General features: G+C 64.4%; 20 protein-coding genes and 1 pseudogene. 12 read left to right on the top strand and 9 right to left on the bottom strand.

What is annotated here, in order from left to right; all coding sequences use genetic code 11:
• Positions 1 to 258 precede the first annotated feature (258 nt).
• The 4 genes from AOQ71_RS21830 to AOQ71_RS21815 all read left to right on the top strand — a co-directional run bounded on the left by AOQ71_RS21830 (position 259) and on the right by AOQ71_RS21815 (position 4,692).
• Positions 259 to 1,026 (top strand): M48 family metalloprotease, encoded by a 768-nt coding sequence (locus tag AOQ71_RS21830; RefSeq protein ID WP_057750809.1) that lies wholly within the window; start codon positions 259 to 261, stop codon positions 1,024 to 1,026.
• Between the two features lie 594 nt (positions 1,027 to 1,620).
• A complete protein-coding gene (locus AOQ71_RS21825) occupies positions 1,621 to 2,373 on the top strand; it encodes a hypothetical protein (RefSeq protein WP_057750806.1) in 753 nt (250 codons plus the stop codon).
• A 68-nt stretch (positions 2,374 to 2,441) separates the two neighbouring features.
• Complete coding sequence (locus tag AOQ71_RS21820; protein ID WP_057750803.1) at positions 2,442 to 2,897, top strand: hypothetical protein; 456 nt, start codon at positions 2,442 to 2,444, stop codon at positions 2,895 to 2,897.
• Between the two features lie 220 nt (positions 2,898 to 3,117).
• Positions 3,118 to 4,692: a S8 family serine peptidase gene (locus tag AOQ71_RS21815; RefSeq protein WP_162268394.1), complete on the top strand. Its 1,575-nt coding sequence runs from the start codon at positions 3,118 to 3,120 to the stop codon at positions 4,690 to 4,692.
• Positions 4,693 to 4,901: 209 nt separating this feature from the next.
• Here the strand turns inward: AOQ71_RS21815 and AOQ71_RS21810 are convergent, their stop codons facing one another.
• A complete protein-coding gene (locus AOQ71_RS21810; protein WP_057750797.1) occupies positions 4,902 to 5,915 on the bottom strand; it encodes an ABC transporter permease in 1,014 nt (337 codons plus the stop codon).
• A gap of 12 nt (positions 5,916 to 5,927) precedes the next feature.
• The gene (locus AOQ71_RS21805) at positions 5,928 to 6,809 is read right to left on the bottom strand and encodes an ATP-binding cassette domain-containing protein (protein WP_347336708.1); all 882 of its coding nucleotides are present in this window, start codon (positions 6,807 to 6,809) and stop codon (positions 5,928 to 5,930) included.
• 22 nt (positions 6,810 to 6,831) lie between these two features.
• On the opposite strand from AOQ71_RS21805, the gene AOQ71_RS49980 reads away from it, so the two are divergent.
• Positions 6,832 to 6,996, top strand: coding sequence for a hypothetical protein (locus AOQ71_RS49980; protein ID WP_347336707.1), 165 nt, complete (start codon positions 6,832 to 6,834; stop codon positions 6,994 to 6,996).
• Here AOQ71_RS49980 and AOQ71_RS49975 read toward each other — a convergent pair.
• From AOQ71_RS49975 to AOQ71_RS21800, 3 genes and pseudogenes are all read right to left on the bottom strand, one after another.
• Positions 6,970 to 7,250: pseudogene (locus AOQ71_RS49975) on the bottom strand (D-xylose ABC transporter ATP-binding protein); the annotation flags it as partial. The gene AOQ71_RS49980 and the pseudogene AOQ71_RS49975 overlap by 27 nt on opposite strands.
• Before the next feature lies 1 nt (position 7,251).
• The coding region (locus tag AOQ71_RS48295; RefSeq protein WP_245317079.1) for an ATP-binding cassette domain-containing protein at positions 7,252 to 7,424 on the bottom strand (173 nt) is incomplete at its 3' end.
• A 30-nt stretch (positions 7,425 to 7,454) separates the two neighbouring features.
• Complete coding sequence (locus tag AOQ71_RS21800; RefSeq protein WP_057750794.1) at positions 7,455 to 8,408, bottom strand: sugar-binding protein; 954 nt, start codon at positions 8,406 to 8,408, stop codon at positions 7,455 to 7,457.
• A 383-nt stretch (positions 8,409 to 8,791) separates the two neighbouring features.
• Here AOQ71_RS21800 and AOQ71_RS21795 point away from each other — a divergent pair, with 383 nt between their 5' ends.
• From AOQ71_RS21795 to AOQ71_RS21780, 4 genes are all read left to right on the top strand, one after another.
• Positions 8,792 to 9,196: a hypothetical protein gene (locus AOQ71_RS21795; protein WP_057750791.1), complete on the top strand. Its 405-nt coding sequence runs from the start codon at positions 8,792 to 8,794 to the stop codon at positions 9,194 to 9,196.
• A 141-nt stretch (positions 9,197 to 9,337) separates the two neighbouring features.
• Entirely contained in the window at positions 9,338 to 10,801 is a 1,464-nt protein-coding gene (locus tag AOQ71_RS21790) for a GH1 family beta-glucosidase (RefSeq protein WP_057750788.1), read from the top strand.
• Positions 10,802 to 11,027: 226 nt separating this feature from the next.
• Positions 11,028 to 12,260 carry an acetyl-CoA C-acetyltransferase gene (locus tag AOQ71_RS21785; RefSeq protein ID WP_057750785.1) on the top strand — a complete coding sequence of 411 codons (1,233 nt, stop codon included), beginning with the start codon at positions 11,028 to 11,030 and terminating at the stop codon, positions 12,258 to 12,260.
• Between the two features lie 334 nt (positions 12,261 to 12,594).
• Positions 12,595 to 12,897, top strand: a complete 303-nt coding sequence (locus tag AOQ71_RS21780) for an HU family DNA-binding protein (protein WP_008139488.1) — start codon at positions 12,595 to 12,597, stop codon at positions 12,895 to 12,897.
• 70 nt (positions 12,898 to 12,967) lie between these two features.
• Here AOQ71_RS21780 and AOQ71_RS46355 read toward each other — a convergent pair whose 3' ends face one another.
• The 4 genes from AOQ71_RS46355 to AOQ71_RS21765 all read right to left on the bottom strand — a co-directional run bounded on the left by AOQ71_RS46355 (position 12,968) and on the right by AOQ71_RS21765 (position 16,704).
• Positions 12,968 to 13,123, bottom strand: a complete 156-nt coding sequence (locus AOQ71_RS46355) for a hypothetical protein (protein ID WP_167353991.1) — start codon at positions 13,121 to 13,123, stop codon at positions 12,968 to 12,970.
• A 5-nt stretch (positions 13,124 to 13,128) separates the two neighbouring features.
• Positions 13,129 to 15,516, bottom strand: coding sequence for an endopeptidase La (lon, locus tag AOQ71_RS21775; protein WP_057750782.1), 2,388 nt, complete (start codon positions 15,514 to 15,516; stop codon positions 13,129 to 13,131).
• Between the two features lie 8 nt (positions 15,517 to 15,524).
• Complete coding sequence (locus AOQ71_RS21770) at positions 15,525 to 15,908, bottom strand: Hsp20/alpha crystallin family protein (RefSeq protein ID WP_057751381.1); 384 nt, start codon at positions 15,906 to 15,908, stop codon at positions 15,525 to 15,527.
• Between the two features lie 226 nt (positions 15,909 to 16,134).
• On the bottom strand, positions 16,135 to 16,704 hold the full coding sequence (locus tag AOQ71_RS21765; protein WP_057750779.1) for a YciE/YciF ferroxidase family protein: 570 nt from the start codon (positions 16,702 to 16,704) through the stop codon (positions 16,135 to 16,137).
• Between the two features lie 502 nt (positions 16,705 to 17,206).
• Here AOQ71_RS21765 and AOQ71_RS21760 point away from each other — a divergent pair.
• The 3 genes from AOQ71_RS21760 to AOQ71_RS21750 all read left to right on the top strand — a co-directional run bounded on the left by AOQ71_RS21760 (position 17,207) and on the right by AOQ71_RS21750 (position 21,129).
• The gene (locus AOQ71_RS21760; protein ID WP_205668250.1) at positions 17,207 to 17,860 is read left to right on the top strand and encodes an L-fuculose-phosphate aldolase; all 654 of its coding nucleotides are present in this window, start codon (positions 17,207 to 17,209) and stop codon (positions 17,858 to 17,860) included.
• Positions 17,861 to 17,872: 12 nt separating this feature from the next.
• Complete coding sequence (locus AOQ71_RS21755) at positions 17,873 to 19,660, top strand: chloride channel protein (RefSeq protein WP_057750776.1); 1,788 nt, start codon at positions 17,873 to 17,875, stop codon at positions 19,658 to 19,660.
• Positions 19,661 to 19,809: 149 nt separating this feature from the next.
• Entirely contained in the window at positions 19,810 to 21,129 is a 1,320-nt protein-coding gene (locus AOQ71_RS21750) for an alpha/beta hydrolase (RefSeq protein ID WP_057750773.1), read from the top strand.
• The last annotated feature ends 243 nt before the right edge of the window (positions 21,130 to 21,372 follow it).

The following is a 21,372-nucleotide window of genomic DNA, read 5'->3' as shown; positions in this document are numbered from 1 at the left end:
CGGCACGGCCATGATGTCGTTGTCGGCTTCACACCGGGCATTTCGTTCGCTTTGGTGCGACATGCACCGCGAGAGATGCTGCGCGTTTTGCGGTGCGGCCCTACCGTCAGCGTGGAAATGCATTGGCTGTCGGGAGAGCCGGGCATCTTCCTGCGATGCAGGATCGAGCTGAGCCCGAAAGACCAGTGGCGGTTGCGGCATCGGCGGCACGCCCATCAGGCTGCGAACCATCAATCATCCCAATTGGCGATCCTTTCAATGACGTTGCTGCTCGCCGTGTGCGGCTGGATCGTCGGTGGGGCCGAGGGAATGCAGCGGGCGCTCATGGGAAGCACGCCCCGTCCCGACGAAACGATCATCTCGCGCGAGAACATGTATCGCTGGTTCGGCGCCCACCTGCTGTCCCACGCCGAGGTGCCGGACCTGTTCGCCATTCTGACAAGGGTTTGCAGCCGGGCCGGCCTCGTGCGATTGCCGGATCTCTATTGCCTGCCGGCACCGCGCGACATGAATGCCTATGCGCTTGGTGGACCGGAACGCAGCGCCATCGTGCTGACCGAAGGCCTGCTGCGCGGCATGACGCGCGACGAAGTTGCCGGGATATTGGCCCACGAAGTCGCTCATATCCGCAACAATGACGCCTGGACGATGGGCTGGGCGACGGCGTTGCGACGCGCGATCGAGTGGACCTCGCTCGCCGGTCTCGCGCGGCTGCGAAGCAGCCATCATCTCACTGGCATGACATCAAGCCAGCCATTGGCGACGCTGCTGAGCGCAGCCCCGGCTCTCGGCCAGCTGCTCGGACTTGCGCTGTCGCGCGTGCGTGAAATGGATGCGGATGCAACGGCGCTCGAGCTCACCGGCGACTCGCGAGCGCTCATCGCCGCGCTCGACAAGCTCGAGCGCCATCACACTGGCTCTGCGCCAAGTCGCACGTCCGCATTTGTGAATGATCCGGCACGCTTGCTGCGCAGCCATCCCGCCACCTTCGAGCGCGTCGGCGCCTTGCTCAACCTCGCGTACTAAAGCGCGTTGAATCGTCATCGCTGCAGTCGCTGAAGTTGATGCCGATGCACATCGGAAGGCTCGTTGACCAGGCAAAGAGTACTGACGAAAATCCCGGCTTGAAATTTTTGCGGAGTTTGATTGCTGCCAAAATATCGCCGCGCTTTCGCGAAACTATTTTGGCGTGAGTACGTTTTTCGCGTCTCTGCTCATTACAGTACCGGGGAGACACCAGCGTAATTGCCTAGCGTATGAGCGGACGTAAGACATAAGCGATACATCGTCGGCCACCATGCCGGTGAGGAAAATCCGCTCCACATCTCTCGACGGCTTCATTTTGCCGCTCTAAAATTTCCTACCGTCGGCTTGTCACTTAGTGGGGGACGCAACTCGCGCCTTCCATGCGGGCGACATTGCTTGCGGCTGAGACATCCGTACCAGACATTTGAACTCGAAGGTCCAGCGCCGTCGCACCGGCGCGACGGATCGCTATTGCCGGCGAAGAGGTCGCGTCTGCGACCGGCCTTCGCAGGATTCTTGGAAGGATTTTTGGAAGGGAAGGATTTTTGGAAGGGTTTTGGGCTGAGGGCACCAACCATCGCAAGGAGGCAAGCGATGACCTATTACGATACCCTGCAACAGAACCTCGCGCATGGTTCGCCATTCGGACAATTCGGGCCGCAACAATGGGGCTTGGGAGCATCGCAAGGCGGCCAGCAATATGGAGGCGGCGGCCTTGGATTGGGCCAGGCGGCCTATGGACAGCAACATGGTCAGTTCGGCGGTCAGCCGACCTTTGGCGCGTTTGGATATGGCCCCGGCTGGGGCGGGCAAACGGGCTGGGGCCAGCAATGGGGCGGACAACAGCGCCAGCTGTCGCAGCAGGACGTGAGTGAGGTCGTGCGGCAATTGATACCGGCGCTGCCTCAGATTCTCGCGCAAGCTCAGAACCCGTTCGCCAGCATAGGCTATGCGGCCTACGGCCAGGCGCCGCGGCAGCTAAGTCCGCAAGATGTGAGCGAGGTCGTGCGGCAGATCCTGCCCATCGTGCCGCAGATCGTGGGAATGCTGCAAAGCCAGCCCCAAATGCAGCATTCGGCCATGCATGGCGGTCCCGGTCAGGGGCAATTCGGAGGCCTCGGTCAATTTGGCCTCGGCTATCCAACGCAAACTCAGCCCACGCAGATGTGGGGCACCCAGTTCGGCGCACCGCAGTTCCAGGCGGCATTCGGCGGTGCTCAGACCAGCTTTGGCCAGCAGCGGCAACTGACGCAGCAGGATGTCGCCGACATCACCCGCCAGCTGATTGGCGTCATTCCGCAGGTCATCGGTAACCTTCAGGCCTACGGCCAGCAGCGGATGATCTGACTGCGCAGTAAGGCGCGACCGCCGCCAAAAGCGGCGGTCGCGCAGCGCATCCTCGAAGGAGAACCCTCATGTCGGATTCCAATCCCTCCGCTGCATCGTCACAGCGCCACTCCTCAGACATTCAGCAGCTCGTGGGCCTGCTCAGCAATTTGATGCCGCTGCTCCTGCGCCTGCAGTCTCAAGGGTTCGAGCAGCCGTTCCGAACCGTGCCCGGCAGCTTCCCGATGCCGAACCCGGTGCTCGATCATCAGGCCGCGGAAAGCATGATCGGGGACATGATCGCAGAATCATTACGTTCGCTCTCTGCCTATCTGGAGGCCAACGCGGCACAGCATGCGGGCCTCGAAAACTGCGTCTCGGTCGTCACCCAGGCAGCCAATAAGTTTACCGAGCGGGATTTTGCACAGGCCTTCAACCTGATCTATTTCGCCTATCGCGCGATCGAAGCCGCCCGCGCAGCCGATCCCCGCCTTCCGGTGCTGCGACAGGCTTCGATGGATCGCACGCAATCTTCCATCCACTGAAATCGAAGGAGGCGACGCCATGGCAATAAGCCCAGATGATGCGCGACCGACCTCAAGCGACAATCGACGTAAAGCAGTGCGCAGCACTCAATACATGATCGCCCCAGCGGGCCCCGGTGTCAGCGCTCAAACGCTGGCCGAACAACTCAACCAGTTCGGCAACATCCTGTGGACCCATGACCAGCGCGGCGTCAGTGGTCCGCCAATTGCGATCGTGCGCATGCCTGAGGAAGCCGCCGCCGCCTTGCGCCGCTCCACGGCCGGCAGCCTGATCATCGAGCCGGACAGCCATCTGAGAGCTGCATCCTTTGTCCGCCCGGCCTCCTCTTTCATCCCGGCGGCCACGACGATGACCGCACTCGGGCCGGACTTGAAGGTGACCATCCGGGTCCTCGGCGAAGCAGGTGCGCCGGTCGAACAAGCAGTTGTGCAGCTCGTCGGCGAGCAGGCGTCAGTGCAGGGACGAACGGATGGGGATGGCAGCGTCGTTCTGACGCTGCAGGACGAAGTGCCGGAAACGATCGCCGCCGTATTCGTGAGCCCGCGCTCCGGCCATTGGGGCGTGTGGCAACAGCAGCCCAATATCGAGGCCGATGCGGTGAATACCCTCACCCTGAAACCGTTGCAACTACCTGGCGGGCTGGATTGGGGCGGCGAAGCGATGCGCTTCGATCAGATTCCGAACCAATGCCGCGGCGCTGACGTCAAGGTCGCTCTCATCGACGGCGGCGTGGCGACCAGCCACAAGCAATTGGCTGACATCAATCACGGTATCGATGCCAAGGGTGGCGACGAACGCTCGTGGTCGAATGACGTCACTGGCCACGGCACGCCTTGCGCGGGCATCATCCGTGCGGCTGCACAGGCAGATCACGGTATCCGTGGCTATGCCCCGGACAGCGAGCTGCATGTTTACAAGCTTCCAACTGATGCCCGCTGCAGCGACCTGATCGCGGCGCTCGATTACTGCCTGCAAAACAGTATCGACGTGGCGTTCGTCGGAGTCGGTTGTGAGCGCGGCTCCGTGCTGGTCGAGCAGCGCATTGCCATGGCCAAGCAGCAAGGCGTCAGCATCATCGCCGCTGCCGGCAACTCCGGAGCGGGCGTACTGTTTCCGGCCTGTTCCCCGCATGTCATGGCAGTCGGTGCTGTCGGACGGATGGGAAGCTTCCCGGAAGACAGTCCGCAGGCGGCGCAGGCCGCAGCTGCCACTGCGGCGGCGGGGGGGTTGTTCGTACCGCCGTTTTCCTGCCGCGGGCCCGAACTCGACCTGTGCTCGCCCGGTGTTGCAGTCATTGCCTGCCAGTCGCCGGGCGGCTACGCCGTCTGCGACGGCACCTCGCTCGCAGCGGCTCACGTTGCCGCGCTTGCAGCCTTGATCCTCGCCGACCACGCCGACTTCAAGGGCACCTTCATCGCCAAGGATGCCCACCGGGTCGAACGGCTGTTCCAGATTCTGAAGGATACGGCGCAGCCCGTCGGTCATCCCTGGCAGACTGGAGCCGGGTTGCCGGATGCGGCCCGCGCGCTCGGCGTCTGGTCCGATCAGCCGCCCCTTGCCATGCCTCTGAATGCCGGACTCCGCGAGATGCGCAGCGCCATTCGGCAGCTCGACCGGATGCCATTCGGCGCAAGCCAGGCGATGATATACGAGCCGCCGCGCGGCCCGGCCAACGTGACGCGGCTTCCGCTGAATCCGGCCCCTCTGGCGTTCCGGGCTGCCGGCGCGGGAACGGCGACGGTGCATGAACTCAGAGCAGCGATGACGCTCGCGGGGCTTGCGGAGGGACGGTAGAACATGATCGGGACCCGCAGTCCCTGATGATGCCAGCATACGCCTGTTTTGCCCGACGGAGCAAACGGTATTCTGTTTTTCGGAAATGTTGTGCTCGAACAACGAGCTCATGCGCGATGATTGGTCATCCCGATCGCATGGCGCATCAAGCCATTGATTTCGCTATCCCCGGCTACTGTGCATGGGGTTGTTTTCGGCTCACGCCGCCGTCACCCCTCGAGCGGGGCCGCCGTGAGGCTTGGCTGGGTCCGGCCCTTGGCCGCGCTGACGCGCTGCCGGCGCTGGACCAGGTACTGGTCGGCGAGCACGCCGATCAGGATCACCGCGCCCATCACGGCGAAATTCAGCGAGCTCGGGATGCCCAGGAGATTGACCAGGTTCTGCAGCACCTGCAGCAGCACGGTGCCGAGCACGACGCCGACGATCGAGCCTTCGCCGCCGCGCAAGGAGCAGCCGCCGAGCACGGCCGCGGCGATGGCATAGAGCTCGTAGAACGAGCCGTGCACGGCCGGCGAGATCGAGCGGGTGTACATCGCGAACAGGATCGCGGCGAACGCGGTCAGCCCGCCGCAGATGACATAGGCCGAAACCATCACGCGCTCGGAGCGGATGCCCGAATAGCGCGCGGCCTCCTCGTTCTTGCCGACGGCATAGAGATAGCGGCCGAACACCGAGCGGTGCAGCAGCACCCACGCAACGACAGCGACGACGATCAGCGCCACGATGCTGTGCGGGACCGGAAAGCCGAGCACATTGGTGCGGCCCGCGGTCAGCCATTCCAGCGTCGGGAAGCTGGCGCCGAAACCGAAGCCGGCGGTCGCGTCCTCGGTGTAATAGCGCGCCGCGCCGCGATAGATCAGAAGCCCGCACAGCGTCACCACGAACGGCTGGATATGCATCCGCGTCACCAGCACGCCGTGCACGAGGCCGATCACGAGGCCGCTCGCGATGATCGCGGCAACGGCGAGCATCCAGTTGACGTCGTGATTGACGATGAGATCGATGAAGAGAACGCCGAGCAGGGCGATCACCGATCCGACCGAGAGCTCGATCCCGCCGATGATGATGACGAAGGCTTCCGCGATCGAGAAGATGCCGAACATCCCGACCTGGTTCAGCGTGTTGGAGAGATTGCCAACATAGAGGAAACGCGGATTGATGAAGGCCACCACCGCGCCGACGACGAGGATCAGGACCAGCAGGCTCAGATCTTTCTTGTTCAAGGCACCCTCATCTCAAACCGCGTGGCCGACGGCCAATTGAAGCACGTTGTGCTCGCTGAACTGGCTGCGATCAAGGAACCCCGAGATCGCGCCCTCGTGCATGACGGCGATCCGGTCGCTGACCCCGATCACCTCTTCCATGTCGCTCGAAATCATCAGGATGGCGACGCCGGCGTCGGTCAGCCGGCGCAGCATCTCGTAGATCTCCTGCTTGGCGCCGACGTCGACGCCGCGCGTCGGCTCGTCGAAGATCAGCACCTTGGGCCGCATCGACAGCCATTTGGCCAGCACGACCTTCTGCTGATTGCCACCGGACAGCGAGCCGACAGCGGTTGCAACATCAGGCGCACGGATCTTGAGCTGCTCGCGCTGGATCCGCGCGTTCTTGGTCTCCTGCGCGGTGTTCACCAGGAGGAAGCGCAGATAGGACGCCAGATCCGGCAGCGAAATGTTCTCGGCGATCGACACGTCGAGCAGCAGCCCGCAGCCCTTGCGGTCCTCCGGGATCAGGTAGATGCCATGGTCGATCGCCGCGCGCGGGTTGGTCACGCGGATGGCTTCGCCGTTCAGCTTGATCGCGCCGCGGCGGAGCGGATCGACGCCGAAAATAGCGCGCGCCAGCTCGGTCCGGCCGGAGCCGACGAGGCCGGCCAGCCCCAAAATCTCGCCGCGGCGAACCGAAAGGCTCACCGTGCGCTCCGGATAGGTGTCGGTCACGGCCTCGACGATGTCGAGCACGGCTTCGCCGGGCGGGGCGGCCGGCGGCACATAGAGCGATTTGAGGTCGCGCCCGATCATCAGGCGGATCATCGCGGCCGGCGACAGCTCGGCACGGGTCAGCGCGCCGACCATGCGTCCGTCGCGCAACACCACCGCGCGGTCGGCGCATTGCATCACCTCGTTGAGGCGATGGGTGATGAAGATGATGCTGAAAGTGCGCCTTCAGGGCCGCGATGACCCGCATCAGGCGGTCGGTCTCGGAAAGGGTCAGGCTCGATGTCGGCTCGTCCATGATCACAAGGCGCGCATCGAGCGACAGCGCCTTCATGATCTCGACGAGCTGGCGCTGGGCCAGCGATAGCTCGGCGAGCGGCGCGTCCGGCGCGAAATCGGCCCCGAGGCGGTCGAGCAGCGGCTGCGTCCTGGCGTAGAGCGCCTTGCGGTCGATCAGCCGCAGCGGCCCGCCATGCACGGGCTCGCGGCCGATGAACACGTTGCCGGCAACGTCGAGATTGTCGAACAGGTTGAGCTCCTGATGCACGAAGGCAATGCCCGCGGCGATCGCCTCGGCCACCGCCAGCGCGCTGCGCTCGACGCCGTCGACGCGGATGCGGCNCTCGGCTCGACCACGCCGCCGAGCACCTTCATCAAGGTCGACTTGCCGGCGCCGTTCTCGCCGATCAGCGCGATCACCTCGCCCGGCGACACGGCAAGGCCGACGTGGTCGAGTGCGACCACGCCGGGATAGCTCTTGCTGATGTCGACGAGTTCGAGAAACGGCTCAGTCATTGAAGGCTGCGGGCAACGCCCGCGCGTCTCCTACTTCTTGAGCATCGCCTTCATCGAGGCCATGAAGTCGTCGACATTGCTCTTGTCGATGACCTTGCCGGGCACGATGATGATGCCGCCCGCGGGTACGCCGGACTTGTCGCCCTCGATGTACTTCGCCATCAGCTTCATGCCTTGGTAGCCCCACTCGAACGGCTGCTGCACGACGGTGCCGGCGATGGCGCCTTCCTTGACGCCGCCCAGCGTGATCGGATCCTCGTCGAAGCCGATGATCTGGATCTTGCCGAGCTTGCCGGCCTCCTTCAGCACCTCATAAATGCGCGGGGTGTTGTAGGAATAGAAGCCGACCAGGCAGCTCACGTCGGGCATGGCGGCGAGGATGTCCTCGACGTTACGTTTGGCGCGGGTCTGATCGATCTCGTCGCCGCGAACGTCGACCAGCTCGACCTTGGAGCCCTTGATGGTCTCCTTGACGCCCTCGATGCGCTCGCGGGCGTTGTCGGCGCCGGGCAGGCCGACGAAGCCGACGCACTTGCCGCCGTTCGGCAGCGCCTTCAGCATCAGCTTGCCGGCGTCCTTGCCGAGGTCGACGTTGGACGAGCCGATATAGGCGATGCGCTTCGAGTTCGGCGCGTCGCTGTCGGTGGTGAACAGCAGCGTCTGCGAAGCGATCTTGTTGAGATGCTCGACCTGGTTCTTCGGATCGACCGCGCTGACCATGATGCCGGCGGCACCGGCGGCGACGAGGTCGTCCATCATGCGCTGCTGGACGGCCGCGGCGGCCTGTTCCGGATATTTGAGCTGAAGATTGTAGTTGGGCAGCTCGCCCTGGGCCTTCTTCACGCCGGCTTCCGCGATCTTCCAGAAGTCGGACGCGCCGTTGACGACGAAGGCCAGAACCTTCTTGTCGGCCGCATCGACCGAGCCGAGACCCAGAGACATCGCGAACGCGACGGATACACCTGCGAGCAAGAGACGCTTCATTATCATCCTCCCCTTTGGCGGTCGGCCCTTCATGAAGGCCAACTCTGCTTCAGCCCGAACCGGGCACATGCCTCATCCCCCTCATTGGACGCACAGGTCGGCCGCCAATCCGCAACTTTGCGGCAGGGGCGGGGTCACCAGCCGGCCCATGAGGTGAAATGAGGCGCGTACCTCAACCGTAGCAAAAGCACGTCGAGCGTGCAACAGCGGGCGTTATTCGCGCGAAGTCCCCTCGAAGTTCGCCTCTCCGGCGTTCATCCTCCTGAACATGTCCAGGGAACTTGAGGCCAGAGGGACCGGATTCGTACGGGCCGGCTCATTAACCGGGCTTTAGCGCTGATCGTGCGGATGAATTGGCGTAGCGAGACGAGGGGAGACGGCCCATGCTGAGGGACGGGACCTACGCGGCGTGGTACAAGACGCCATTCGACCAGGGCACCGGCATTGTCCATGTCGCCGATGGCCAGATCTGGGGCCGCGACAGCCTGATGACGTATCACGGCTCCCTGCAAATCGATGGCGATCGTTTCACCGCGACCGTGTCGACGAAGCGTCACACCGAAGGACGTGACACGGTGTTCGGCGTCTATGATGAACTTACGCTGGACATCGAGGGCACGTGCCCCGGCAAGATCGCGACCTACACGGCGACGGCCGCGCAGGCGAGGGGAGTCGTCCTCCAGGGAACGCTCATTCTGGCGGAACAGCCGGCCGCGCCCGAACGGACCGAGGAGGTCCCGGCGTTCAATCCCGCCAGGCTGCCAAAGCTGCCGAGGCGCTCGCCCTGAGCGCGGAAGCCATCGCGCCTGCTTTGATATCGCGGGTCGGGACAGCGCAGTTCCGCATCCACAAATCTCGGCGCCGGCGCTTCTCAAACCGCCTGCACCCCGGCATGGTGCCGCCGCATCAATCTTTTCGGGGCAGCATCAATGTCGGACAAGGTCTCGCGTCGCCAGTTCGCGAAAGTCGCGGGACTCTCCGCAGCAGCAATCGCAAGTCCCCTTGCGATGGTCGAGGCCAAGCCGGCAGCGGCGCCGCGCAGCGGGAGTAGTTTTCCGCCGGGCTTCCTCTGGGGTACGGCGACCTCGTCCTATCAGGTCGAGGGTGCGGTCGAGGAGGACGGGCGAGGGGGCTCGATCTGGGACAAGTTCGTCCGCATCCCCGGCAAGATCGAGGACGGCACCAATGGCGATCGCGCCGTTGAGCATTATCATCGCTACAAGGACGACATCGCACTGATCAAGGAGCTCGGCTGCAAGGCCTATCGCTTCTCGGTGGCCTGGCCACGGGTGTTTCCTGATGGCGACGGCAAGCCGAACCCCAGGGGACTCGACTTCTACAATCGCCTGATCGACGAACTCCTGAAGAACGGCATCGAGCCGTGGCTGACGCTTTATCACTGGGACCTGCCGCAATCATTGCAGGATCGCTTTGGCGGCTGGCGGTCGACCGAGACCTGCAAGATCTTCGGCGACTATTCGGCCTATGTCGCCGAGCATCTGACCGATCGCGTCAGGAACGTGTTCACGCTGAACGAGAGCGGCCGCTTCGTCTATTTCGGCTACGGCATCGGCATCGATGCGCCCGGCCTGACGCTGCCGCAGGCCGACGTGAACCAGATCAGGCACAACAGCGCACTCGCGCATGGTCTCGCCGTGCAGGCGGTGCGCGCCCATGGCCGCCGCGGCACGCGCGTCGGACCTGCCGAGAACATCGATGCCTGCATTCCCGCGATCGACACGCCCGAGAACGTCCGCGCCACCGAGATCGCACTGCGTGAGTTGAACGCCGGCTATCTCAACGTCATCATGACGGGCCGTTACACCGACGCGTTCCTGAAATATGCAGGCGCCGATGCGCCGAAATACACCGACGCGGAGTTGAAGGTCATCGGCTCACCGGTCGACTTCCTCGGCCTCAACATCTACGCGCCGCAGCATTATATCGTGGCCTCCGACCAGGGCGCGGGCTTCATGCCGCTGCCGATCCCGAAATCCTTTCCGCACATGAATTCGGATTGGCTCCGCGTCGGCCCCGAGACGATCTACTGGGTGCCGAAGCTCGCGGCAAAGATCTGGAAGACCGATGCGATCTATATCACCGAGAACGGTGCCTCCGGCGAGGATCAGGTCACGCCCGACGGCAAGATCTACGACACCGACCGCATCATGTACTTGCGCAACTATCTAGCCCAGCTTCAGCGTGCCACCGCGGAAGGCGTGCCGGTGCGTGGTTATTTCCTCTGGAGCCTGCTCGACAATTTTGAATGGGTGTTCGGCCTCAACAAGCGCTTCGGGCTCTACCACGTCAATTTCGACACCCAGGTGCGAACGCCAAAACTCAGCGCGAGCTTCTACCGCAACGTGATCGCGAGGAACGCGGCGGGGGTGTGATCTCATCATTCATGCAGAAGGTCGTCATGCCCGGGCTTGTCCCGGGCATTCACGTTCTTTGTGCCGCGTTGCAAGGCGTGGATGGNCCCGGCCATGACGTGCGGAGACCTTTGTGCACTAACCGCGCTGCGGAATGCCGGCGAGGGGACATAGCCGCCTCTCATTGACTCCGCCTCCCCCCTGATTCAAAACCGTCCTCAACACGCATAACAAGAGGACAACGTCCATGACCGACGCGCTGATCATCGATGCCTGCCGCACCCCGCGCGGCGTCGGCAAGGCCGGCAAGGGAGCTCTCTCAGGCATTCATCCGCAGCAATTAGGTGCCACCGTGCTGCGCGCGCTGGCCGATCGCACCGGGATCAACACCGCCGATGTCGACGACATCGTCTGGGGCTGCAGCGCGCAGGTGGCAACGCAAAGCGGCGATCTCGGCCGCATGTCGGCCCTGGATGCCGGTTATGACGTGCGGGCCAGCGCCGTGACGCTGGATCGCTTCTGCGGTTCCGGCATCACCAGCGTCAACATGGCGGCGAGCTCGATCATGGCGGGCGCGGAAGATCTCGTCATCGCCGGCGGCTGCGAGATGATGTCGATGGAGGGGCGCCGCGGCGGCGGTCCGATGATGATGGACTCCGGCAATCTGCGGCTTCGCGCCAGGCATCCGCAGTCGCATCAGGGCGTCTGCGCCGACGCGATCGCGACGCTGGAAGGCATCACCCGGCAGGACGTCGACGCGCTTGGCCTCGAAAGCCAGAAGCGCGCCGCGCAGGCGATTGCCGGCGACCATTTCAAGAAGAGCCTCGTGCCCGTGCATCGCGAGGACGGCAGCCTCGCGCTCGACCATGAAGAATATCCGCGGCCGCGGACGACGATGGAAGGGCTGGCTGCCCTGAAGCCGGCGTTCCCCGCGATCGCCGACTATGCGCTGGACGACAAGGGCACGACCTATCGCGGCCTGATCCTGCAAAAATATCCTGATCTCGACATCAACTTCGTGCACCATGCCGGTAACTCGTCTGGCGTTGTTGACGGCGCCGCCGCGATCCTGCTCGCATCGCCGTCTTACGCTAGAGCGCACGGCCTTAAAGCCCGCGCTCGCGTGGTGGCGATGGCCAATATGGGGGACTCCCCGACCTTGATGCTGAACGCGCCGGTGCCGGCGACGAAGAAGGTGCTGGCGAAGGCCGGACTCACCATCGACGACATCGACCTGTTCGAGATCAACGAGGCCTTTGCGGTGGTGACCGAAAAATATATCAGGGATCTCAAGCTCGACCGCGCCAAGGTCAATGTCAATGGCGGCTCGATCGCGCTCGGTCATCCCATCGGCGCGACCGGATCGATTCTGATCGGCACCGTGCTCGACGAACTCGAACGGCGCGACCTCAAGCGCGGTCTCGTCACCATGTGCGCGGCCGGCGGCATGGCGCCGGCCATCATCATCGAGCGCGTCTAGCGCGCCGCGGCCCCGTAAAAAGCAGGGAAAAACGTCGCAGGGCGACGATCAAGCCTTATTTTTCAGGGTGAATCGTGCTTCTCCTCTCACAAAGAGGCCGGTCGTCGCTTGTCGAAAGCATCGAATCAGCTTTAGCAAGGCAGCTTGCGGGCCTTTGAAACAAGGCAAAAACCGCTGCGCGAGGCGCCATCCGCTCTGGAAGCCGCTAAAATGCAGGGTTTTTTGTCTCAGGGGGCCAAAAAAGCCCGTAAAACCGCGACAAAACTGTGCAGAAGGCTATAGGCCTTCGCCGGTTGGTCTAATATGCAACCGGCAACGAATCAGAGGAGACACGATGCCAGCCCAAATGTCCAAATCGCAGTTGATCGAAAAGATTGCGACCGCCACTGAGCTTTCCAAGCGCGACGTCAAGAGCGTCATGGAGACGCTGACCGACGTCGGCCACAAGGAGCTCAAGAAGAACGGCCTGTTCCTGGTGCCGGGCTTCGCCAAGTTCGTGGTCATCAAGAAGCCCGCGACCAAGGCGCGCAAGGGCACCAACCCGTTCACGGGCGAAGAGATGATGTTCAAGGCCAAGCCGGCCCGGAAGATCGTCCGCGCCCGCCCGGTCAAGGCGGCCAAGGACGCCGTGGCCTGATAACGCAAAGGCCCCCTCGATAAGGGGGCCTTTTGACTTGGGGCAGCCGCGAGGGCCTGAGACGGAGGGCTCAACCCTTGCGGCGCTTCACCCGGACCGGGATCGGCTGAAGCCGCGGCTCCGGTCCTGCGAGCGCATCGCGCACCCGGTCGATGGCCCGACCCAGCAGCTGGCGCAGCTTCTGCGTTGTCCGCGATCGCTTCGCGTCTTCCAGCAGTTTCTTCATCGCATTCACTCCGCCGCTTCGACCTTCGCGCCGACTTCCGCCGGCTCGAGCGCGGCGGCGATGGCCTCGTCGACACGTTCCAGCCAGATGAATTCGAGATTGTCCCGCGCGCTCTTCGGGATGTCGTCGTAATCTCGCTTGTTGCGCGCCGGCAGCATCACCCGCTTCAAGCCGGCCGCGGCCGCAGCCACCACCTTCTCCTTGATCCCGCCGACCGGCAGCACCAGGCCGCGCAGCGAGATCTCGCCGGTCATGGCCGTGTCGCTCCGCACCGTGCGGTTGGTGAGCAGCGACGTCAGGGCCGTGAACATCGCAACGCCCGCGCTCGGTCCGTCCTTCGGGGTTGCCCCCGCGGGCACGTGAACGTGGATGTCGCTCTTCTCGAACACCGAGGGATCGATGCCGAGCTGGCTGGCTCTGCTCTTCACCAGCGTCAGCGCAGCCTGCACGCTCTCGCGCATGACTTCGCCGAGCTGGCCGGTCAGGATCATCGCGCCCTTGCCGGGCACCCGCGTGGCCTCGATGAACAGGATGTCGCCGCCGACAGGCGTCCAGGCCAGGCCGGTGGCCACGCCCGGAACGCTGGTGCGCAGTGCGATCTCGCCCTCGAAGCGCGGCTGGCCCAGTATGGCCGCGATGTCCTTTGCCGTGACCACGACCTTTGCGGTCGTGCCTTCGGCAATCTGCACCGCCGCATGGCGGAACACCTTGCCGATCTCGCGCTCGAGGTTACGCACGCCGGCCTCGCGCGTGTAACCCTTGACGATCAGCTTCAAGGCCTCCGGCTCGATCTCGGCCTGGTCGGGTGAGAGGCCGTTGGCCTCCAGCTGCCGCCGCACCAGATAGCGCCGCGCGATTTCCAGCTTCTCGTCCTCGGTGTAACCGGCGAGGCTGATCAGCTCCATGCGGTCCAGCAGCGGACCCGGAATCTGGTCCAGCATGTTGGCGGTCGCGATGAAGACGACACGCGACAGGTCGAAGGGCACGCCCAGATAATTGTCCCGGAACGTTCCGTTCTGCTCGGGGTCGAGCACCTCCAGCATCGCGGCGGAGGGGTCGCCCTGCACGCCACGGCCCATCTTGTCGATCTCGTCCAGCATCATGACGCAGTTGCGGGCGCCCGCCTTCTTGATGCCCTGGATGATGTTGCCCGGCAACGCGCCGATATAGGTGCGCCGGTGGCCGCGGATCTCGGCCTCGTCATGCACGCCGCCCAGGCTGACGCGCACGAAGGGACGATCCATCGCGCGGGCGATGGACTGGCCGAGCGAGGTCTTGCCGACGCCAGGCGGGCCGACGAAGCAGAGGATCGGCGCCTTGCCCTGCGGCGCGAGCTTGCGCACCGCCAGATATTCGATGATCCGGCTCTTGATCTTCTCCAGGCCATAGTGATCCGAATCCAGGATACGACGTGCTTCCTTGATGTCGATCGGCTTCTCCGCGGGCAGCGCCCAGGGCAGCTCGATCAGCCAGTCGAGGTAGGTGCGCACCATGCCGGCTTCACCGGCCGCCTCGGGCATGCGCTCGTAGCGGCGCAGCTCCTTCTTGGCATGCGCCTCCGCCTCCGGCGGCATGTGCGCCTTGGCAATCGCAGCCGTCAGCTCGGCGACTTCGGCGGCCTTGCCGTCGCCTTCGCCCAGTTGCCGCTGAATCGTCGCCATCTGCTCGCGCAGGATCGCCTCGCGCTGCCGCTCGTCGAACGAGGCGCGGGTCTTCTGGCCGATTTCGTTGGAGATGCGCAGCACCTCCAGCCGTTCGGCCAGGTGCTTCGACACCTTCTCGACGCGCAAGGAGAGGTCGATGGTCTCCAGCACCTCCTGCTTGTCCTGTGGCTTGATGTCCATGAACGACGTCGCCAGGTCCGCCAGCGCGCCGGGCGCACTGGTGCCCTGGAACATCGCGACCAGCTCGGGCGGGGCCTGCGGCAGCAGCTCGATCGCCTCGATGGCCTGGCGCTGCAGGTTCAGCGCCCTTGCCTCGATCTCGGGTGAGGTCGTGGTCGGCTCGGGGATCTGCTGGAAACGCGCAGCCAGGAACGGCGTCCCCGGCAGGAAGTCGAGGATACGCGCGCGCTGCACGCCCTGGCAGACGATGTGATGTGTGCCGTCGGGTGCGGTGATGTAGCGCACGATGTTGGCGATGGTCGCGACCTTGTAGAGATCATCGGGGCCGGGCTCGTCGATCTCGGGGCTGCGCTGCAGCACGATGCCGACCGGCCGCTGCTCGCGCAGCGCCTGCTGGGCGGCGGCGATGGATTTCGGCCGCGCGATCGCGATCGGCGCGATGGCGCCGGGGAACAGCACCATCTCGCGGACGGGGATGATGATCAGGGCGTCGTCGGGGATCTTCACGTCAGGATTGGTCTGTGCGGTATTCATCTGTTCGGTGGCCATGATCGACCTCAGGATTTGGCGAGGCGCAGCGCGACGCAGCCGTCCATCACGAAGCGGCTGATGGCGTAGCGGCCAAGGGGCAATGCAATGCGGCGCTCAAAGCGTCCCTGCGGCAGCTCGAGCCGGTGGATGCGGGCGTTGCGAAGTTCCGGCGGCAGCGTGCGCTGGCCCGAAATGACCAGCACCCCGTCATGGATGACCGTCTCGACATTGTCCGGATTGACGCCGGGGAGCGCGACCAGGATCAGAAGCTCATGCTCGGTCTCGAGCACGTCGATCGGCGGCTCCCAGCAGGCGTCCTGACGGCCGAACTGCTGCCGCATGCGTTCGCCGCGGGTCAGCTGGTCGAGGGCCTCGGACAGCATCCAGTCAAAGGGATTCTTGGGTTGCATGGCAAAACTCGGAAGAAGGCTCTGCGGTTGGGAAAACGGGGATATGGTGATGGTTCCCGCAAATTCCAGCATCGCGCGTTGGCGGCATGCCTGCCTCTCGAACGGGAGCAGGCTCTTGCGCAGGCTCTTGCGGCAAGCCCTTGCGCCAGGCCCTTCGCTCAGGCGCATCGGCGCCGCGAAAGATGTTCCGCGGCGCCGGAGGCAACAATTGGGCGGGTGGTCGAGATCAGGCGGCTTCGCGGTATTCGGCCTCCGCTTCGAGGTTGATGACCGACGTGGCGAGCTCGGTCAGGGTGTGGTCGGTCGCCTCTTCCTCGTCGAGCGTATCCTGCAGCAGCCTTGCCGCCTCGGGCATGCCGAGCTCCTCGGCCCAGGTGCGAAGTGTGCCGTATCGGGAGATCTCGTAGTGCTCGACGGCCTGCGCCGCGGCAAGCAGGCCGGCGTCGAGGGCAGGGGCGTTCTTGAAGTCCTTCATGATCTCGGCGCCCTCATCGGTGATGCCGTTGATCGCCTCGCACGGCTTGCCGCGCGCGGGCTTGTCCAGCATCCCGAAGATCTGCTCCAGCCGTTTGACCTGGCCCTGCGTCTCCCGCAGGTGCTTGTTGAAGGCGGCCGCAAGGTCCTTCGAATGCGCGGCCTTGGCCATCTTCGGCAGCGTCTTGATGATCTTGTTCTCCGCGTAATAGATGTCTTTCAGCGTTTCCAGGAAAAGGTCGCTCAGCATCTTGGGCACCCGACGCGGGCGGCGCGATGCGGCCTTTTTCGCGGGTGCACGTTTCTTTGCTTTCTTCGCCATAGGTCCTCCTCATGAGGCGACATGGGAAGGCTCGTCCTTCCTCAATCCTCTCGCGATCAAGAGCCGGGGCAGGCAAATGTTCCTCGCGAAGGCCTGCGCGAGCCGCTAGGGCTGGCCGTCGATCCCCACCCGGGACGCCAAGCCATGCTCGACTTCGCCCTGTCCGCCTTCGTGACGCTGCTGCGCGCGCAGGCTCGGGCGCACCGGAAATGCGGTGCTCTCGCCGGTGCTCGGCATGCTGCTGGTGGCCTATTCGGTGCAATTCGTGATCAACGACATTGCGGCTGTCCGGGCCGGCCTGTCTCAGCCCCGCGACGAACTGTTAATCTGTTGATTTTACAATAAATTCATGACCCGCGCGGGCGCGTCGGCAATCCGGCGCCTGACAAGGGCCGCTTTCGCTTGCACTGCCATATTGCTTTGACGTACTTCGGGTCTAACAAGAGACCATCGCCAAGAAGATCACCAAGAAAATCGTCAAGAAGGTCGAGATGAAGTCGGGATGTCGATGACAGCGGACGAACTCGCAAAGAGACAGGCCATCATCGACGCCTGCCGCCGCATGAATGCGCTCGGCATCAACCAGGGCACCTCAGGCAATATCAGCGTGCGGCATGGCGAGGGGCTCCTGATCACGCCCACCAGCCTGCCCTATGACACCATGACGCCGGACCAGATCGTCTTCATGGCGATGGACGGCTCGCATGCACCTAGCCAGAAGCCGTCCAGCGAGTGGCGCTTCCATCTGGACATCCTGAAAGCGCGCACTGAGGTCAACGCCGTCGTGCACGCCCATCCGACCTATTGCACCATCCTGGCGATCATGGGCATGGAGATCCCGCCGGTGCACTACATGATCGCGGCGGCCGGGGGCGACAGCATCCGCTGCGCGCCCTATGCCACTTTCGGGACGGTGGAATTGTCCAAGCACGCCGTGCGCGCCCTGGAGGGGCGGCTCGCCTGCCTGCTGGACCATCACGGCATGATCGCGATCGGCCAGACGCTCGACAAGGCGATGTGGCTCGCCGTCGAGGTCGAGACGCTGGCGCGGCAATATCACGGCTGCCTCCAGATCGGTAAACCGCCGCTGCTCTCGAGCGCCGAGATCGAGCGGGTCCGTCAGCGCATGGCCGGCTACGGCCTGTCGGAAGGGTAGGGCTCGCAAGCGGTGTTCGCGCGGATCAGATATTTCGTCGACGGCAAGGGGACCAACCGCACGATGGTCCGGCTGCGCGCGCTGTTGCGCAGCAACGAATTCTACCTGATCCCGCTCGCGCTCGTCATCGGCACGCTGGCCGGTGCGATCGTGACCCTGATGGCCGTGATCGCGCAGATCGCCCATGTTGTGATCTACGGCATTCCGATCGACGTACGCCTCTCCGCCAACGCCTATATCAATCCGTGGGCGGCGATGATCGCGCCGGCGCTCGGCGGCCTCATCCTCGGCATCATGGAATGGTGGCGGCGGCGGCTGAAGATCTCGAGCGCGGTCGACCCGATCGAGGCCAACGCGCTGCGCGGCGGCAATCTGTCGATGCGCGACAGCGTGGTGGTGTCGAGCCAGACGCTGATCTCGAACGGCTGTGGCGCCTCTGTGGGCCTCGAGGCCGGCTACACCCAGATCGGCTCGGGCATCGCCTCCCTGTTCGGCAAATTCTTCAATCTCCGCCGTAACGATCTTCGCCTGATGGTCGGCTGCGGCGCCGCCGCTGCGATCGCCGCGGCCTTCGGCGCGCCGATCACCGGCGCGTTCTACGCCTGCGAGCTGATCGTCGGCGTCTATTCGGTCGGCAGCGCCGCGCCGATCCTGGCGGCCTCGCTCGCCGGCGCGCTCACTGCGCAATGGCTCGGCGGCGCGCCGTACTCCATCGAAATACCGAAGGTCAGCGCCGTCGGCGTCGAGCAATATCTGGCGTTGATCGGGCTCGCACTCATCACCAGCGGCGTCGGCATTGCCGTGATGCGCTCCTCGCCGATGTTCGAGCGGCTGTTCAAATGGCTGCCGGTCTGGCTGCGCCCGGTGTTCGGCGGCCTCATCGTCGGCAGCTTCGCCCTGGTCACGCCGCAGGTGCTGGCGGCCGGCCACGGCGCCATGGTGCTCGACCTCTTTCACGACATGACGATCGGCCTGGTCGCGATCATCATCGGGCTGAAGGTGACGGCCTGCCTGATCTCGCTGGCCTCGGGCTTCCGCGGCGGTCTGTTCTTCGCCTCGCTGTTCGTCGGCAGCCTGATCGGAAAATTCTTCGCCGCGGTGCTGCTCTTGATCAGCCCGAACTTCGCGATCGATCCGCTGGTGGCGATGCTGACGGGCATGGCGACGCTGGGCGTTGCCATCGTCGGCGGTCCGCTGACCATGTCGTTCCTTGTGCTCGAGATGACCCGCAATGTCGACGTCACCGCCGTGGTGCTGGCCGGCTGCATCGTCACCTCGATCTGCGTCCGCTTCATGTTCGGCCACTCCTTCTCGACCTGGCGCCTGCATCTGCGCGGCGAGACCATCCGCAGCGCCAATGACGTCGGCTGGCTGCGCAACCTCACCGTCGAGCGTCTGATGCGCTCCGACGTCGCCAAGGTGCCCTCGAGCACCACCATCGCCGCGACCCGCAGCGAATTTCCGCTGGGATCGCGCCCGGGCGTCGTCGTCGTCAACAACGCCGACGAATATGTCGGCCTGGTCCTGCTGCCCGATTTGTTCTTCAGCGACCTCGACACCATCGCCGACGACATCCAGATCATCGAGCTTGCGCGGCTGACCGAGATCGTGCTGATCCCGGAAATGAACGTGAAGTCGGCCATGGCGGTGTTCGACGAGGCCGAGGCCGAAATGCTGGCGGTGGTCGATTCCACCGACAGCCGCAAGGTGGTCGGCTTCCTGACCGAGACCACCGCCCGCCGCCGCTATGTCGAGGAGATCGACAAGGCCACGCGCGGCGTGCTGGGTGCATTGTCCTGATCGCGCCAAGGCAAGTTGAGGCTGGCAAGTTGAGGCTGGCAAGTCGAGGCCGGCACGCCGGGCGGACTTGCCAGATCGTTCACAACCTCTAGGCTAGGGACCGGCGGCGGGGCTGGCCCCCGGCCGCATCCAGCGACGAGGGACGTGCGATGTCGGACACGCTTCGCCTGTTGCTTGCCTTGCTCGAACTCGGGCCCCGGCTGAAGGATCTGCTTGCCGACAAATGGCCCCCTTACGCCGACGAATTGCAGGAATTGGCGGGTCGCGCCGGCAACGGCGAGGATCCGGCCAGGCTTCGCCAGTCGCTCGACCTGCTGCTCGTGCGGCTGCTCGCGGAGGCGCCCGCTACGGAGCTCGTCGCGCATGTGATGGAAGACATGGCGGCGCCCGCGCCCGCCACCGAGACCGTGACCCGCCGCGGCCGGGTCTCGCCGCTGGTCGTCCCTGATATCGTCGAGCCGACCACGGATGAGGCGACCGGAATCGTCACCATCCCCGTGTTCTACGGCACCGACCGCGCCCGCGGCGACGACACGCCGGCGCGCTATTTTGGCCCTGCGCGCGGGACGCCGTCATTCGGGATCGCCGAGGTCAGCGTGCCCACGCGTGGCCGCGACCTCGGCGAGCTCACCAGCCCGAGCTGGTGGCACCTCGAATTCTCGGCCAATCCGGAAAAGCACGTCATCCTCAAGTCGGTGGGCGCGCTGGGCAGGGACGCCTTCGTCAACACCCTGAAGGATTCGCTTGCGGCGGCGGATTTGCACGACGTCCTGATCTTCGTACATGGTTACAACGTCACATTTGAAGACGCTGTGCGGCGCGCCGGGCAGCTTGCCGTGGATCTGAAATTCGCCGGCAGGACGCTGCTGTACAGCTGGGCGTCGGCGGCGGACACCAGGAAGTATACCGTGGATGAGAGCACGATCGACTGGTCGCGCGATCATTTCGAGGCGTTTCTCCAGCTCGCGCTCGGCGAGATCGGAGCCGGCAAGGTCCACGTCATCGCTCACAGCATGGGCAACCGCGCCGTGATCAACACGCTCGAGGGCGTGACGTCCTGGCGGTTGCCGGCCGATGCCGCAAAGCTCGGTCAGATCGTCTTTGCCGCGCCTGACATCGACCGTGACCGTTTCGTCCAGCTCGCGGCAAAATTCAAAGGCTGCGCGGCGCGCGTCACGCTTTATGCCTCGTCGCGCGACGTGGCGCTGCTGGCCTCGAAATTCGTGCACGGCTATCCCAGGGCGGGCGAGGCCGGCGAAGCGCTGACGATCGTCGACGGCGTCGACACCATCGATGCCTCGCTGGTCGATACCAGCCTGGTCGGCCTGCGCCATTCCTATTTCGGCGAGAAGCGCTCGATCCTGAACGACATGTTCAGTTTGATCGTGCAGCAACTCGCGCCCGACCAGCGTTTTGACCTCCAGGCCGCGGGCGATGCGGTGCGGAGGTACTGGAGCTACAGGGCCTAGGGGCGGTACTATCGGTCAAAGCGTGGCAGATTGCCGCGATCACGAAACCATTGCAGTGCCTTGCGCATTATACCGTGTTTCCAGATCGCCTTTTTTGGCGAGAGCAGAGGACGCGAAGATGAGTGACAGGTCGGTGAAATCGAGAAATGGCCGCAGCACTGTACTGGCCGCGTCCACCGGTCTTGCTCTGGCCGTCGCGTCCGTCTCGCCGTCGGCTGCCGGATCGCCGGCAGCGGCTAAGGG

It is taken from the genome of Bradyrhizobium manausense (genome assembly GCF_001440035.1).
GTDB lineage: Bacteria > Pseudomonadota > Alphaproteobacteria > Rhizobiales > Xanthobacteraceae > Bradyrhizobium > Bradyrhizobium manausense.
Note: the sequence above shows the minus strand (reverse complement) of the source record. Positions and strands in the feature narration are given on the sequence as shown.

What these genes read in the sequence shown, in the direction of transcription:
- AOQ71_RS21785 (WP_057750785.1), top strand. Translation starts at nt 11,028, where the DNA reads ATGACCGACGCGCTGATCATCGATGCCTGCCGCACCCCGCGCGGCGTC.
- AOQ71_RS21815 (WP_162268394.1), top strand. Translation starts at nt 3,118, where the DNA reads ATGCCTGAGGAAGCCGCCGCCGCCTTGCGCCGCTCCACGGCCGGCAGC.
- AOQ71_RS21750 (WP_057750773.1), top strand. Translation starts at nt 19,810, where the DNA reads ATGTCGGACACGCTTCGCCTGTTGCTTGCCTTGCTCGAACTCGGGCCC.
- AOQ71_RS21805 (WP_347336708.1), bottom strand. Translation starts at nt 6,809, where the DNA reads ATGCAATGCGCCGACCGCGCGGTGGTGTTGCGCGACGGACGCATGGTC.
- AOQ71_RS21830 (WP_057750809.1), top strand. Translation starts at nt 259, where the DNA reads ATGACGTTGCTGCTCGCCGTGTGCGGCTGGATCGTCGGTGGGGCCGAG.
- AOQ71_RS21765 (WP_057750779.1), bottom strand. Translation starts at nt 16,704, where the DNA reads ATGGCGAAGAAAGCAAAGAAACGTGCACCCGCGAAAAAGGCCGCATCG.
- AOQ71_RS46355 (WP_167353991.1), bottom strand. Translation starts at nt 13,123, where the DNA reads ATGAAGAAACTGCTGGAAGACGCGAAGCGATCGCGGACAACGCAGAAG.
- AOQ71_RS21825 (WP_057750806.1), top strand. Translation starts at nt 1,621, where the DNA reads ATGACCTATTACGATACCCTGCAACAGAACCTCGCGCATGGTTCGCCA.
- lon (WP_057750782.1), bottom strand. Translation starts at nt 15,516, where the DNA reads ATGGCCACCGAACAGATGAATACCGCACAGACCAATCCTGACGTGAAG.
- AOQ71_RS21770 (WP_057751381.1), bottom strand. Translation starts at nt 15,908, where the DNA reads ATGCAACCCAAGAATCCCTTTGACTGGATGCTGTCCGAGGCCCTCGAC.
- AOQ71_RS21760 (WP_205668250.1), top strand. Translation starts at nt 17,207, where the DNA reads ATGTCGATGACAGCGGACGAACTCGCAAAGAGACAGGCCATCATCGAC.
- AOQ71_RS21780 (WP_008139488.1), top strand. Translation starts at nt 12,595, where the DNA reads ATGCCAGCCCAAATGTCCAAATCGCAGTTGATCGAAAAGATTGCGACC.
- AOQ71_RS21800 (WP_057750794.1), bottom strand. Translation starts at nt 8,408, where the DNA reads ATGAAGCGTCTCTTGCTCGCAGGTGTATCCGTCGCGTTCGCGATGTCT.
- AOQ71_RS21795 (WP_057750791.1), top strand. Translation starts at nt 8,792, where the DNA reads ATGCTGAGGGACGGGACCTACGCGGCGTGGTACAAGACGCCATTCGAC.
- AOQ71_RS21790 (WP_057750788.1), top strand. Translation starts at nt 9,338, where the DNA reads ATGTCGGACAAGGTCTCGCGTCGCCAGTTCGCGAAAGTCGCGGGACTC.
- AOQ71_RS21820 (WP_057750803.1), top strand. Translation starts at nt 2,442, where the DNA reads ATGTCGGATTCCAATCCCTCCGCTGCATCGTCACAGCGCCACTCCTCA.
- AOQ71_RS49980 (WP_347336707.1), top strand. Translation starts at nt 6,832, where the DNA reads ATGAAGATGATGCTGAAAGTGCGCCTTCAGGGCCGCGATGACCCGCAT.